The sequence below is a fragment of the Leifsonia sp. 563 genome (assembly GCF_040545055.1).
Taxonomy (GTDB): domain Bacteria; phylum Actinomycetota; class Actinomycetes; order Actinomycetales; family Microbacteriaceae; genus Leifsonia.
The window spans coordinates 52467-65799 of the sequence record NZ_JBEPLE010000005.1; the positions used below are offsets into that span (position 1 = coordinate 52467).

Here is a 13333-nt window from a genome sequence, read left to right on the forward strand (position 1 = left end):
CAGAAAGCGTGCTGAGCTATGGCCGAGAGCCCGGAATCCGTGGACAACTCCCCTGTTAGCGCACCTGTGAGCACCGGTCGGGAGCGCGTCGCCGCCGACGCGCAGGCCCGCGGCATCGAGGTCGATATCGTGGAGCGTCCCGCCGCGCGGAGCCTCGCGGAGGCCGCCCAGCTGCTCGGCATCCAGCCCGGCGACATCGTCAAGACGCTCGTGGTGAAGCGGAGCGATGACACGTTCGTCTTCGCCCTCGTGCCCGGCGGCCGCAAGATCGCCTGGCCGAAACTGCGCTCGGTGCTGCAGGTCAACAAGCTGCAGCTCCCGGATGCGTCGGTCGCGTTCGCCGCCACCGGCTACGAGCGCGGCACGATCACGCCGTTCGGAAGCACCACCGCGTGGCCGGTCGTCGCCGACGCCACCATCCCGGGCGGTCGCGTATCGATGGGCGCCGGCGAGCACGGCTACTCCCTCTTCGTCGACGCGGACGCCCTCATCACCGCCTTCGACGCGACCGTCGCCGACATCACCGACCCCGAATAGCGCGCCGCTGGGTCGCCCGCCATCGAGTTGACGCAACACGCCGTCGCACCCGGTCGAGCGACGGCGTGTTGCGTCAACTCGTGTGCGAGCTGTGGATAACGGCGGCAGGCAATAGTCACGACTGGCAACCTGTGGCGATGGAACCGCTCAGGATGGGACCCCATTTCACGACGGGCGAGGCCCTGCTGCACGGTGTCTCGCGCTCTCGGCTGCGACGAGGAGACTTGACGCGCCCCCACCACGGCGTCCGTGCCATCGGTCCCGCGCATGATCTCGTCGAGCGTTGCCGGGCATTCCTACCGGCGATGACTGAGGGGATGCTGTTCAGTCACATCACCGCCGCGCGTCTCCATGGGCTTCCCTTAGGACGGGAGGCGGATCTCGACGAACCGCTCCACGTCTCTACACGGGCGCCGGGACGCGCACCGCGCCACCGTGGAATCCACGGCCATCAGACGAGGATCGCCGACGACGCGACCACAACACTCCATGGACTACCGGTCGTGTCCGCGGTCGAGACCTGGTGCCAGCTCGCCAGCATGCTTGCCGAAGATGACCTGGTCGTCTGCGGGGACGCCCTCGTCCGTCGCAAGGAGCCAATCGCAACAATGGAGCAACTGGCTGCCGCCGTCGCGTCCAGCCCGCGACGGCCCGGTGTGCGTCTCTTACGGTGCGCGCTCGCGCGCGTCCGGGCCCGCACCGACTCCCCGATGGAGACTGTGCTTCGCCTAGCCCTTGTACGGGCCGGACTCCCGGAACCGGCGGTGAACTATCGGATCGTCGGTCCCGATGGCGATCTGGTCGCGCATGGCGACCTGGCCTATCCTGCGGCGCACGTCGTGGTCGAGTACGACGGCGATCAACACAGAACGGACACTCACCAGTACTACATCGACGTCGATCGCTTGTGGCGCATCCGGACCATGGGCTGGGAGGTCGTGCGGGTCAATCGCACCCACATGGCCAACGACGCCCGCGAGGCCGTCCGCCGTGTCCGTCTTGCGCTCGCGTTGAGTTGACGCAACGCGCCGCCATGCAACGGAGCGCGACGGCGTGTTGCGTCAACTCGCTCGCTAGAAGGTGCAGGTGTCGCCGTCGCAGACGGCGCCGGCGGCGCCGAGCTGGACGAGCGGCACGACGGGTGCGGGCGTCGCGTCGGCCGCGACGGCAGGCTCCGCGCCGGTCACGCGGTCACCGCCGCGCGCTCCGACCAGACCTGCTCCAGCACCTGGGCGAACGTCTGCGCGTCCTGCGCCCCGGACACGCCGTACTTGCCGTCGATGACGAAGAACGGGACGCCGTTGATGCCGTACTCTCCGGCCGTCGCCTGGTCGGCGCGCACATCCTGGAGGTACTGCTCCGATTCGAGCGCCTGGAGCGCCGCATCCCGGTCGAGCCCCACCTCGGCCGCCAGGTCGGCGAGGTCCTCGACCCGGCCGACGTGACGGCCCTCGATGAAGTAGGCGCGGAACAGGCGCTCGGCCAGTTCCAGCTGCTTGCCGTTCGCCTTCGCGAAGTGCAGGAGCTCGTGCGCCTTGACGGTGTTGGTGTGCTTGAGGTTGTCGAAGTCGTAGTCGAGCCCGACGGACGAGGCGATCCCGGTCACGCGCTCCAGCATCTGCTGCACCTGCTCGGCCGGAAGGCCCTTGTGGCCGGCCAGGAAGTCGATCTCGCTGCCGTCGAAGTCGACGGGGGTGTCCGGGGACAGTTCGAAGGAGTGGTACTCGACCTCGACCCCGCGTCCGTCGCCCGCGCCGGCGAACAGCCCGCTGCCGGCCTCGAACTTCCTCTTCCCGATGTAGCACCACGGGCACGCGATGTCGGACCAGATGTCGATCTTGATGGGTTCGCTCACCTCAGAGGCAACGCGCGGCACGCCGCGGTCTATTCCGAGGTGGATGCCGTCTCGGCCGTCGGCGCGTCCACCGCACCGCCGAACCGGCGGTTGCGGCGCAGATACAGCTCCACCGCATCCCACAGGTCGGTGCGGCTGAAGTCCGGCCACAGCGTATCGAGGAACACCATCTCGGCGTACGCGCTCTGCCACAGCAGGAAGTTGCTGGTGCGCTGCTCCCCCGAGCTGCGCACGAACAGGTCGACGTCCGGCATGTCCGGCAGATAGAGGTGGCGCTGGATGGTCTTCTCGCTCACTGCGGACGGCCGCAGCCGGCCCGCAGCGACGTCGTCGGCGATCGACCGCACGGCGTCGGCGATCTCCGTCCGTCCGCCGTAGTTGACGCACATCGTCAACGTCAGCACGTCGTTCCCGGCCGTGAGCTGCTCGGCATACTGCAGCTCCTTGATGACCGACGACCACAGGCGCGGCTTCCGGCCCGCCCAGCGCACCCGCACGCCCCATTCGTTGAGCTGGTCGCGGCGACGGTGCAGGACGTCCCGGTTGAACCCCATCAGGAACCGCACCTCGTCGGGCGACCGCTTCCAGTTCTCGGTCGAGAACGCGTACACGCTGAGGTGCTTGACCCCGGCCTGGATGGCGCCCGCCACCACGTCGAGAAGCGCGGCCTCCCCCGCCCGATGTCCCTCGATGCGGGTCAGGCCCCGGCGGTTCGCCCACCGGCCGTTGCCGTCCATGACGATCGCCACGTGCGACGGAACGCTCCCCGCCGGGAACGCGGGCGGATACACGCCGGTCCAGTCGAGCGGGCGGTACTCGACCGCATCCTTGTGCGTGTAGGGCTTCGGACTCATCCACTCGCCTTCTGGTCGTGCTGAACGTGCTGGAGCGAGCGCAGCCCGCGCTCGAGATGCCACTGCGTGTACGCCGCCACCACGCCGTTCGCGCGGTTCCGAGTACCGTCGGGTGCGGCCTCGGCCGCCTCCCAGTCGCCGGACAGCAGCGCCCCGAGCAGGGCGATCGTGTCGGCGTCGACCTTCGGGGCGCCCTGCGGTGCGCAGTCCTCGCAGACGACGCCGCCGAGCTGGACGACGACGGAGGTGTGCGGGCCCGGTGCGCCGCACCGCGAGCAGTCCTGGAAGCTGGGCGCCCATCCCGCCAGCGACAGCGCGCGCAGCAGGTACGAGTCGAGCGTCAGGCCGGCCCCGTGCTCGCGCCGCGACAGGGAGCGCAGCGCCCCGACGAGCAGGAGGTACTGCTGGATGGACGGTTCGGCATCCGTCAACCGGTCGGCCGCCTCGACCATCGCGTTGGCCGCGGTGTAGCTGGCGTAGTCATCGGCGATGAGGGCGCCGTACGCGCCGAGCGTCTCGGCCTGCGTGATCACGTCGAGGCTGCGCCCCTCGTACAGCTGGACGTCGGCCACCATGAACGGCTCGAGCCGCGACCCGAACCGGGAGGCCGTCCGCCGCACACCCTTCGCCACCGCACGGATCTTTCCGTGCTGCCTGCTCAGCATGGTGACGATGCGGTCGGCCTCACCCAGCTTGTGGGTTCGGAGCACGACGGCTTCATCACGGTAGACAGGCACACTCCAGTATCGCGCGCCCGGCTGACAGTGCGGCGGATGCGGGGTGCGACACTTACTGTTACCTCGGTCGTCGGCTGTGACCTCGGTCGCAGGCTCTGACCTCGGTCGCAGGCTCCCTCGGCGCTGGGGTCGCGGCATCGCTCCGCGCTGCCCTCAGCTCCACCGCGCGGCGCTGGGGTCGCGGCATCGCTCCGCGCTGCCCTGAGCTCCACCGCGCGGCGCTGGGGTCGCGGCATCGCTTCGCGCTGCTTCCTAGCTCCGCCGCGCGCGCGTGATACACATGGGGGGTGAGCACGACCCCCGTCGACATCGGCGCCCTGTCGATCCCGCTGTGGGGCGACCTCATCGCTGTCGGCGTCGGCAGCCTCCAGGGCGCCATGTTCGCGTCCGGCTTCCGCGACCGGCGGCTCGACCTGCTCGGCGTCGCGATCATCGGCGTCGCAACGGGCGTCGGGGGCGGACTCCTCCGCGACCTGCTGCTCAACGTCACGCCGGTCGCCCTGCAGTCGAACTGGTACCTGCCGATCACCGTCGTCGCCGCACTGCTCGGGATGCTGCTGATCCGGCTGTTCCGCCGTCTCGACCCGGTCATCACCTTCCTCGACGCGCTGACGATCGGGCTGTTCGGCGCGATCGGAGCGAGCAAGGCGCTCGCGCTCGGGCTGCCGGAGGTTCCCGCGGTGTTCGTCGGCGTGGTGGCCGCAGTCGGCGGGTCGATCCTGCGGGACGTGCTGCTGAACCTGCCCATCGCGCTCATGCACGTCGGCTCGCTCTACGCGGTCGCGGCCGGCGCCGGCACGATCGTCCTCGTCGTCATGCTCGACTTCGGCGTGCCGTTGACGGTCGCGGCGGTCGTCTGTGTCGTCGTGACCCTCGTCATCCGGCTCCTCGCCGTGCGCTTCGGGTGGAGCCTGCCGGAGCAGCGGGAGCTGGGCCGCATCCCCCGTCCGCGCTGGCCCCGCTTCACGCGCGCGCCCAGCGCCGCCCGCACCGCCGAGCGCACCGACACCGGGGCGATCCCGCGCTACCGCATCGACAAGCCCGAGTAACCCCGTGCACATTCGTGCCGAATGTGCGGAAAGCCGCGGCGATACCGCACATTCGGCACGAATCACGCCGCCCCGAGACGCAGTGGAGCCGCACATTTGGCGCAAATCTCGGGAATGGCGGCCGCTTTCGCGAGATTTGGCGCAAATCTCGCGCTCCCACACGCAGCGGAGCCCGACATTCGGTACGAATGTCGGGCTCCGCGTGAGCGTTGGTCAGGCCGAGACGAGCTCCTGCGCCGACTGGCCGGCGGCCGAGCGCACGGCCCGGTTCACCGCCGACACGACCGCCTTGAACGACGCCGTGGTGGTGTCCGCGTCGATGCCGACGCCCCAGCGGCGCTGGCCGTCCACATCCACCTCGACGTAGGCGGCGGCGAGAGCAGACTCGCTCGCCGACAGCGTGTGCTGCGAGTAGTCGTAGAGGTGGGCGTCCACCCCGTGCTGGTGCAGGATGTCGAAGAACGCCGCGATCGGACCGTTGCCCTCACCGGTGGCCTTCGAGACGGTGTCCCCATCGCGCAGCGTCACCGTGAGCACGACGTGCTCGCCCGTTTCGTTGGACGTGGTGGTGCTCCCCAGCTCGAAGCGGCCCCACTTGGCGTCCGGGTCGGAGGCGGGAGCCGGCAGGTACTCGTCCTGGAAGACGGCCCAGATCTGGTCGCTGGTGACCTCGCCGCCCTCGGCGTCGGTCTTGGCCTGAACGACCCCGGAGAACTCGATCTGCAGCTTGCGCGGCAGGTCGAGCGAGTGGTCCGTCTTCAGCAGGTAGGCGACGCCGCCCTTGCCCGACTGCGAGTTGACGCGAATGACGGCCTCGTAGCTGCGGCCCAGGTCCTTCGGGTCGACGGGCAGGTACGGGACCGCCCAGACCAGGTCGTCGACCGGGACGCCGGTGCGCTCGGCCTCGGCTTCCATGGCCTCGAAGCCCTTCTTGATGGCGTCCTGGTGCGAGCCGCTGAAGGCCGTGAACACCAGGTCGCCGCCCCACGGGCTGCGCTCACCGACGGGCAGCTGGTTGCAGTGCTCGACGGTGCGCTTGATCTGGTCGATGTCGCTGAAGTCGATCTGGGGGTCGATGCCCTGCGTGAACAGGTTCACGCCCAGCGTGACCAGGTCGACGTTGCCGGTGCGCTCGCCGTTGCCGAACAGGCAGCCCTCGATGCGGTCGGCTCCGGCCATGTACCCGAGCTCGGCGGCGGCGACCGCGGTCCCGCGGTCGTTGTGCGGGTGCAGCGACAGGATGACGTTCTCGCGGTGGTTCAGGTGCCGCGACATCCACTCGATGGAGTCGGCGTAGACGTTGGGCGTCGCCATCTCGACCGTCGCGGGCAGGTTGATGATGACCTTCCGCTCCGGCGTCGGTTCGAACACCTCGAGCACCTGGTTGCAGATGTCGGCGGCGAACTCCAGCTCGGTGCCGGTGTAGCTCTCGGGCGAGTACTCGTAGTAGATCGTGGTCCCGGGGACCAGTTCTTCGAACTTGCGGCACAGCCGCGCGCCGTTCAGCGCGATGTCGACGATGCCCTGCTGGTCGGTGCGGAACACGACGTCCCGCTGCAGGATGCTGGTCGAGTTGTAGAGGTGCACGATCGCCTGCTTGGCGCCGACCAGCGACTCGTACGTGCGCTTGATCAGGTGCTCGCGCGACTGCGTCAGCACCTGGATGGTGACGTCGTCCGGGATGGCGCCCTCTTCGATCAGGCTGCGCACGAAGTCGAAGTCGGTCTGGCTCGCGGACGGGAAGCCGACCTCGATCTCCTTGTAGCCGAGCCGCACCAGCAGGTCGAACATGATGCGCTTGCGCTCGGGGCTCATCGGGTCGATGAGCGCCTGGTTGCCGTCACGCAGGTCGACGGCGCACCAGCGGGGCGCCTGCGTGATGTGCTTCGACGGCCAGGTGCGGTCCGGCAGGTCGACGCGGATCTGCTCGTGGAACGGCCGGTATCGGTGGATCGGCATGGCGCTCGGCGCCTGTGTGTTCTTCATGGTCTTCAGGAATCCTCTGCTCGTGTGGTGTGGAGAGCCGACGACGAACTCCGCGACGAGTGAGGCCCAGAACTAGGACTCGTCGCGGCAGCTAAGGAGGAGCAGACCGTACACAGCACCGAGAGTACCACCTCGGAGTCAGCCGCGCCCCCGCACGAACGTCGCCGCCTGCCGCATGGACAGCCCCGGCAGGTACGCCCGGACCAGCGCGATGCCGATCGCGGGCAGGGCCACCGGGTCCGGGTAGGCCATGATCAGCGGGTGCAGCTCCGGCTGAAACTTCTGCTTGAACTTGAGCAGCGAGCGGAAACCGTACACCGGCTCGAGCGACGAACTGAGGTAGCCGAGCAGCCGGTCCATGGTGTCCTTGCCGCCCTCCTGGGCCGCCGCCGTGTGGGCGAGCGGCGCGGCGGAGAGCGACATGAACTCGATCCCGTCGTCCTTCATCCGCGTCGCGGCCTCGGCGATGAGGAACTCCATCACACCGTTGATGCTGTCAGGCCGTCGACGCATGAAGTCGAGCGTCCAGCCGACGACGATCCCGGCGCGGTAGGTGGGCAGCCAGCTCGTGACGGCCTCGATCCGGCCGTCCTCGTCCACGGCCAGCATCAGGCGCACCTCCGGGTCGCGGAGCTCATCGAGTCCGCCGAGCGTGAACCCCATCTCGGGCAGGTCCTTCTCGGCGACCCACTGCTCGGAGATATCGGACAGCTGCACGGCCGAGGTGAGCGGGAGTGCGGCGTACGTCGTCCACTCCGAGCGGATGCCGGCGCGCTGCGCACGGTTGATGGATGAGCGGACGTCCTGCCACTTCTTGCCTGTCGTCGCCCACAGCTGCGGACGGATGACGGTCTCCTCCGCGACGGTCATGGTCGACCAGCCGAGACGCTCGAACAGCGACGTGTAGCGAGCCTCCACGCTGTAGAACACCGGGATCCAGCCGTTGTCGTCGCAGAACCGGGCGAATCCCTGGATGGCGCCGTCGTGCGGACCGAGGGCACCGAACGGACCGCCGGTGGTCAGCGCGACCCGCCCCTCCACGCGATACGCGATCGCACCGCCGCCGATCGGGTCGAACCAGTACGAGTTGCCGGGCCAGGTCGCCATGAAGGAGATCGCGTCGCCGCCGCCGCGGTGCAGCAGCTCGCGCACGTGCGCATCCTCCGAAGTTCCGCGGCGCCGGAGTCCGCGACCGAGCATCGGCGGGATGGCCCCGATGATCGCGACGAGCCAGAACACCGTTCCGATGTTGTGGTAGACGATCGTCGCCAGCGGCGTCGTCGGGAGGTACTGCAGGGGCTCGCGCCGCAGGAAGCTGACCGGCACGAACCGCTCGAGCACATCCGCGAACAGGTCGCTGATGTCGATCGGGCGCGTGAAGCCCGTGTCGCGCTGCAGCCAGCCGACGAGCACGTAGACCGCGACGAGTCCGACGCCGGTCCCGAGCACTAGGAAGACATACCTCCGAACCGCCTTGGCGGACGGCATCACGGTGAAGTGGCGGCGGAACACGACGAGCAGGATGGCCATCGCGAGCGGCACGAGCGTCGACAGCGCGAGGATGAACGTGACCTCCCAGTACCGCGGGGAGACCGACGGACGGGCCGACGCGATCGGCAGGATGCCGTAGTACAGCGCCGACAGCAGCGCAAGCAGTCCGTTCACGGCCACCGCCAGCCACACCGCGAACCGCCGCCCGCGCAGGAGGCCGTACGCCGCGACCAGCAGGAGGAGCAGCGGGAGGACCGACAGCAGCACCGGTCCGAGCCCGTTGATGCGTTCCAGTGTCAGCTCGCGGAAACAGTTGCGCGTCACGGCGAACGCCTGGCAGCGCTGGATGACCGAGGTCGCGCTGGGCGCCTCGTTGCTGAACAGCAGGCCGACCGGAGAGAGCAGGCCGTACCGCGTCGACCCGAGGAGCCCGATCACCGGCCCGACGGCGGTGATGGTCAGCGCCGAGGCGAGCAGCACCCGGACCTCGTGATGCGAGCTGCGCAGCCATCCGCCCGACACCTTCGCCTGCCGCAGCAGCGGGCCGAGCGCCAGCCCGGTCAGCACGGCGAGCAGCCGGTAGAAATCGGACGGCAGGCCCGAGTACAGCAGGTACATGATCGCGACGAGCAGCGTGATCACGCGGATGCGGCGCCGCCAGAGCGTTCCGGCGAAGGCGCTCGCCGTCATGATCGTGCCGCCGATCGCCGTGAACGCGTCGAGCACGAGCAGCCCATGGACATTGCGCGCCCACAGCTCGCCGATGTCGTTCGCCGCCACCTGGATGACAGCACCCACGACGATGCCGACGACGGCCGTGCCGAAGAACGCCAGCGCCGTGCGCCAGGTGCCCATCAGGCGCTCGGAGGCACCCACCAGCACGACGGTGAGGACCAGGACGACGATCAACTCGAGCAGGTCGTCGGTGAAGAGCACGGCCGTGAACGGCGACCACCAGTGCCCGTCCAGCAGCTGGACGGCGCCCGCGCCCAGCCACCCGCGGAGCGGCCGGTGCGGCCCGCGGATGGGCCCGGTGATGAGCGCGAGCGCCAGGATGAGCAGCGTCACCCCGGTCGTGAACGGGTGGCTCGCGATGAGCCGCGCGGTCCGCTGCGCGAGAGCGGCCGGCTTCACGACCCGAGCCCCAGCTGCCGCGCGATCGTCGGGAAGCCATGCGCGAGCACGTAGCGCACGGTCTTCCAGTCGTGCGCGGTGCCGGGCGAGCTGAGCAGCTCGGCGTGGATGCCGGCGCGCTCGGCGTCGGCGTACAGGGTGCGGGCGAAACCGGAGTACTTCGCGTCGTCGGCGCCCGCCCCGAGGACCATCACCGAATCGCGGTACGGCGCGTTCGCCTTCATCATCGCGGCCGGCTGCGCCTTCTCGTACGCCTGCTTGGACCCGCCGAATCCCGTGCTGATGGTCAGCTCCTCATCCCCCAACGTCGGCCCGAGTTCGCTCGACGACGCGAGCGCGGAGCCGAACAGGTCCGGCCGCCCGCTCGCGAACTGCACAGCGCAGGTAGCCCCCTGCGAGTAGCCGAACACGCTCCATCCTGCCGGGTCGCTGCTCACTCGCAGGTGAGAACGCACCCAATTCCGCACATCCGTCAGGAGATACGTCGCCGAGTCGCCGTAATCGCGGGAATCGACGCACATCGGGTTGCGTCCGGGGCCGCCCAGCTGGTCGGCGGCGACCACGATGGGAGAGTAGCCGTCGTGCTGAGCAGCGAACGCATCCATCGCCGTGGCCACTCCCCCGGCGGTGAACATGTCGGCCGGCGCCCCCGGCTGACCCGAGAGCGCGTACATCACCGGAAGCGCGGGAGGGTTCGCCGTCAGCGCGACCGGCGGGAGGTAGACCACGGCCTCGCGCGCCGGGAACCGGGACTGCGTGGCCGGGATGCGGACGGTGCCGACCTCGCCCTTCGCCGGGAGCTCCCCCGCGACCACCGGCGTCGTCGTCGCCTTCCAGTCGGTGCCGGCCACGACCTCGCCGCGCTCCGCGTGCAGCTGGAGCGCCCCGTACGGCACGACGCCGAGGACATCGTTCAGGTTGCGGTAGGCGCCGAAGTCGGCGTTGATGCCGCAGAACGCCGCCGCGAGGAACACCGGGATGCTCACGATCGCCACGACCTTCCGCCACCAGCGGGAACGGAACAGGTTCGCCACCGCGAGGCTGACCCCGCCGAACCCGAGGGCGGTCCAGAGGGTGGTCACCGGTGTCAGGGCGACGCCGAACACGTCGAAGACGTCGGTGACCAGCCACACCACGAACCAGCCGACCAGACCGCCGACGAGCGCAGCGATCAGCCCGGCGAGCGTCCGGCGCCAGGTGGGACGCACGAGCAGGTAGAGCGCGAGGATCGCGGCCACGACATCCAGCGTGATGAGGAACGGCGGCTTGTCGATCCTCAGCGTGTTCAGCCAGTTCAGGGATGGATCCTCTCGGGGGCGGCCCGGTGGACGGGACGCGACGGACGCCTCATTATTCCGGGCTCAGTTCATCGATAGCTGAAGCTCCGTGAGAGTTCAGCCAACATCCAGAGTCCGTCACTCCACGGCGAGGGCGGCGACAGGCGAGACGCGCGTGGCCCGGCGGGTCGGCGCGAGTGCGGCGACGACGGCGAGAAGGGCGGCACCCAGGACGATCGCGGCCAGGAACGGCCAGGGAAGGACCGGGGCGAGGACGCCTCCGCCGGGGATCATCCCGAGCAGTGACTGCGCGCCGATCCAGCCGTAGAGCGTTCCCAGCACGAGCCCAGTCAGCACAGAGGCGACGGTCAGCTGCGCGCTCTCGGCGAGCACCATCCTCCGCACCTGACTGGCCGTGAAGCCCAGTGCGCGCAGGAGTCCGAGCTCACGGCCGCGCTGCAGCACGCTGAGCGAGAGCGTGTTGACGACGCCGCACGCCGCGATCATCGCCGAGAATCCGACGAGCACCGTGAACACGGCCATCGTTCCGCCGATGATGCCGTCGGCGCCCTCGTACATCCCGGGCTCGCGCGCCTCGGCATCCCGGATAAGCGCCTGCCAGGTGGATGCGGCCACCACGAACATCGTGATCAGCGTGACCCCGATCACCAGGCCGATCGCGGTGCGGGAGCTGCGCTCGGGATTGCGCACGGCGTTGGCAGCGGCCAGCCGGCCCGCGGCGCCCCGGCCGAACAGCAGGCCGACCGCCCGCAGCACGGCGGGCAGGAAGAACGGCGCGGCCAGAACGATCCCCGTGAACGAGAGGATGCCGCCCGGCAGTGCGATGAGCACCCCATAGGACGACAACTGGGCGAGAGTCGCGCTGACCCGCACGAACGCACCCGTGCCGAGGAGGAGTCCGAGGACCAGCAGCGCGGCGCCCGACAGGATGAGAGCGAGCGAGACCGCCAGCCTGCCGCGGCTCCGCACTGCGGCGGCGGGGCGCTCCTGCGCAGCACCGAGCGCCTGCACCGGCGTCACCGTGAGCACGCGTCGGCTGCCCACCCACGAGGCGAGCCAGGTGGTGAGGACGACGATGATCGCCGGCGGCACCATGAGCACGCTGAGGACGGGATACTGCGCCTCCGGGAGGACGCCCGTCATCATCAGGAGCCGCACCGCGAGGAGCGAGAGCGCGGCGGCAGCGGCTCCCCCGACCGCGGCCCCGATCAGACCGACCGCAAGGCCTTCGCCGGCGACCGATCGGCGCTGCGCCCGCGCGCTGGAGCCGATCAGCCGCAGCAGGGCGATCGTGCGGGTTCGGCCGGCGATGACGGTGGCGAAGGTGTTCGTCGTGACGATCGCGCCGACGTAGACCGCGACGACGAAGAAGATGCCGGCGACGATCCCCAGCGCGAGCTGGACGCTGGCGCGCTCTCCCATCGACGATCCGCCGATGAAGGCGGCCATCACATCCACCCCTCCGACCAGGGCGACGCCGAAGGCCGAGCTCAGTGCCGCCACGAGGATCCCAGCGCGGTGGTCGCGCGCGTTCGCTCGGAAGGCCGAGAAGGGGCGGCTCACGCGCGCGCCTCCATCCCGAGCATGAAGGACGAGATCTCCTCGGCCGACGACTGCGGCCGCTCGGCGGCGACCCGCCCGTCGGCGAGGAACACGATGTGGTCGGCGTAGCTCGCCGCCACGGGGTCGTGGGTGACCATGGCGATGCTCTGGCCGAACGTGCGCGCCGCCTCCTGCAGCACACCGAGCACCTCGCGGCCGGTGCGGGAGTCCAGGTTGCCGGTCGGCTCGTCCGCGAAGACGAGGTCGGGCCGGGTGGCGAGCGCACGCACGATCGCTGCGCGCTGCTGCTGTCCGCCGGAGAGCTCGTGCGGGCGGTGGGTCAGGCGGCCGCCGAGGCCGAGCGTGTCGACGAGGTGGTCGATCCACTCGTTCTGCTCGCGGGTCGGCCGGCGGCCGTCCAGCTCGAACGGCAGCAGGATGTTGCCGCGCACGTCGAGCGTCGGCACCAGGTTGAACGACTGGAACACGAAGCCGATGCGACGGCGGCGCAGCAGCGTGAGCTCCGCATCCCCCATGCTGGTGATCTCGGTGTCGCCGAGGAACACGCGACCGCCGGTCACCGAGTCGAGCCCGGCCATGACGTGCATGAGGGTCGACTTGCCCGATCCGCTCGGGCCCATCACGGCCGTGAACCGGCCCGCCGGGATGCCCAGTGTGACGCCGTCGAGCGCGTTCACCCGGCCCGCGCCGGTGCCGTAGGTCTTCGTGGCCGCTTCGACGCGCGCCACCGTTTCTGTGAGAGTCAGCTCCATACCCTCAACGCTAGGGAGACGCCCCCTGCGGCCGAATCGGGCGGTGGGGCTATCCTGTGTCCTCCCTGAGGATGACG

The 13333-nt window shown here is 69.8% G+C and carries 11 protein-coding genes; 3 read left to right on the forward strand and 8 right to left on the reverse strand.

All coding sequences use genetic code 11. The features are described 5' to 3' along the window. Positions 1–18: 18 nt before the first annotated feature. Together ABIC47_RS14380 and ABIC47_RS14385 are read left to right on the forward strand one after the other, a co-directional pair. Positions 19–537, forward strand: a complete 519-nt coding sequence (locus ABIC47_RS14380) for an aminoacyl-tRNA deacylase (RefSeq protein ID WP_354481322.1) — start codon at positions 19–21, stop codon at positions 535–537. 503 nt (positions 538–1040) lie between these two features. Further along, on the forward strand, positions 1041–1556 hold the full coding sequence (locus ABIC47_RS14385; RefSeq protein WP_018190929.1) for a putative endonuclease domain-containing protein: 516 nt from the start codon (positions 1041–1043) through the stop codon (positions 1554–1556). A 164-nt stretch (positions 1557–1720) separates the two neighbouring features. Here ABIC47_RS14385 and ABIC47_RS14390 read toward each other — a convergent pair whose 3' ends face one another. Genes ABIC47_RS14390 through recO form a run of 3 tightly spaced genes read right to left on the reverse strand, consistent with a single transcriptional unit; the run spans position 1721 to position 3983 of the window. Further along, positions 1721–2392: a DsbA family oxidoreductase gene (locus ABIC47_RS14390; RefSeq protein ID WP_018190927.1), complete on the reverse strand. Its 672-nt coding sequence runs from the start codon at positions 2390–2392 to the stop codon at positions 1721–1723. 29 nt (positions 2393–2421) lie between these two features. Further along, positions 2422–3246, reverse strand: a complete 825-nt coding sequence (locus tag ABIC47_RS14395) for an isoprenyl transferase (protein WP_020074823.1) — start codon at positions 3244–3246, stop codon at positions 2422–2424. Beyond that, positions 3243–3983: a DNA repair protein RecO gene (gene recO, locus ABIC47_RS14400; RefSeq protein ID WP_354481326.1), complete on the reverse strand. Its 741-nt coding sequence runs from the start codon at positions 3981–3983 to the stop codon at positions 3243–3245. Before recO ends, ABIC47_RS14395 begins: the two co-directional genes overlap by 4 nt. Before the next feature lie 287 nt (positions 3984–4270). Between recO and ABIC47_RS14405 the strand changes: the two genes are divergently transcribed. Then, positions 4271–5032, forward strand: a complete 762-nt coding sequence (locus ABIC47_RS14405; protein WP_018190924.1) for a trimeric intracellular cation channel family protein — start codon at positions 4271–4273, stop codon at positions 5030–5032. Between the two features lie 213 nt (positions 5033–5245). Here the strand turns inward: ABIC47_RS14405 and leuA are convergent, their stop codons facing one another. From leuA to ABIC47_RS14430, 5 genes are all read right to left on the reverse strand, one after another. Next, entirely contained in the window at positions 5246–7018 is a 1773-nt protein-coding gene (gene leuA, locus ABIC47_RS14410; protein ID WP_020074825.1) for a 2-isopropylmalate synthase, read from the reverse strand. 138 nt (positions 7019–7156) lie between these two features. Beyond that, the gene (locus ABIC47_RS14415) at positions 7157–9643 is read right to left on the reverse strand and encodes a bifunctional lysylphosphatidylglycerol flippase/synthetase MprF (protein WP_354481330.1); all 2487 of its coding nucleotides are present in this window, start codon (positions 9641–9643) and stop codon (positions 7157–7159) included. Then, positions 9640–10881: an alpha/beta hydrolase gene (locus ABIC47_RS14420; protein ID WP_354481332.1), complete on the reverse strand. Its 1242-nt coding sequence runs from the start codon at positions 10879–10881 to the stop codon at positions 9640–9642. Before ABIC47_RS14420 ends, ABIC47_RS14415 begins: the two co-directional genes overlap by 4 nt. A gap of 177 nt (positions 10882–11058) precedes the next feature. Continuing rightward, entirely contained in the window at positions 11059–12504 is a 1446-nt protein-coding gene (locus tag ABIC47_RS14425; protein WP_354481335.1) for an FtsX-like permease family protein, read from the reverse strand. Further along, on the reverse strand, positions 12501–13256 hold the full coding sequence (locus ABIC47_RS14430) for an ABC transporter ATP-binding protein (protein WP_018190919.1): 756 nt from the start codon (positions 13254–13256) through the stop codon (positions 12501–12503). Before ABIC47_RS14430 ends, ABIC47_RS14425 begins: the two co-directional genes overlap by 4 nt. Positions 13257–13333 lie beyond the last annotated feature (77 nt).

What these genes read in the sequence shown, in the direction of transcription:
- ABIC47_RS14380 (WP_354481322.1), top strand. Translation starts at nt 19, where the DNA reads ATGGCCGAGAGCCCGGAATCCGTGGACAACTCCCCTGTTAGCGCACCT.
- ABIC47_RS14395 (WP_020074823.1), bottom strand. Translation starts at nt 3,246, where the DNA reads ATGAGTCCGAAGCCCTACACGCACAAGGATGCGGTCGAGTACCGCCCG.
- leuA (WP_020074825.1), bottom strand. Translation starts at nt 7,018, where the DNA reads ATGAAGAACACACAGGCGCCGAGCGCCATGCCGATCCACCGATACCGG.
- ABIC47_RS14430 (WP_018190919.1), bottom strand. Translation starts at nt 13,256, where the DNA reads ATGGAGCTGACTCTCACAGAAACGGTGGCGCGCGTCGAAGCGGCCACG.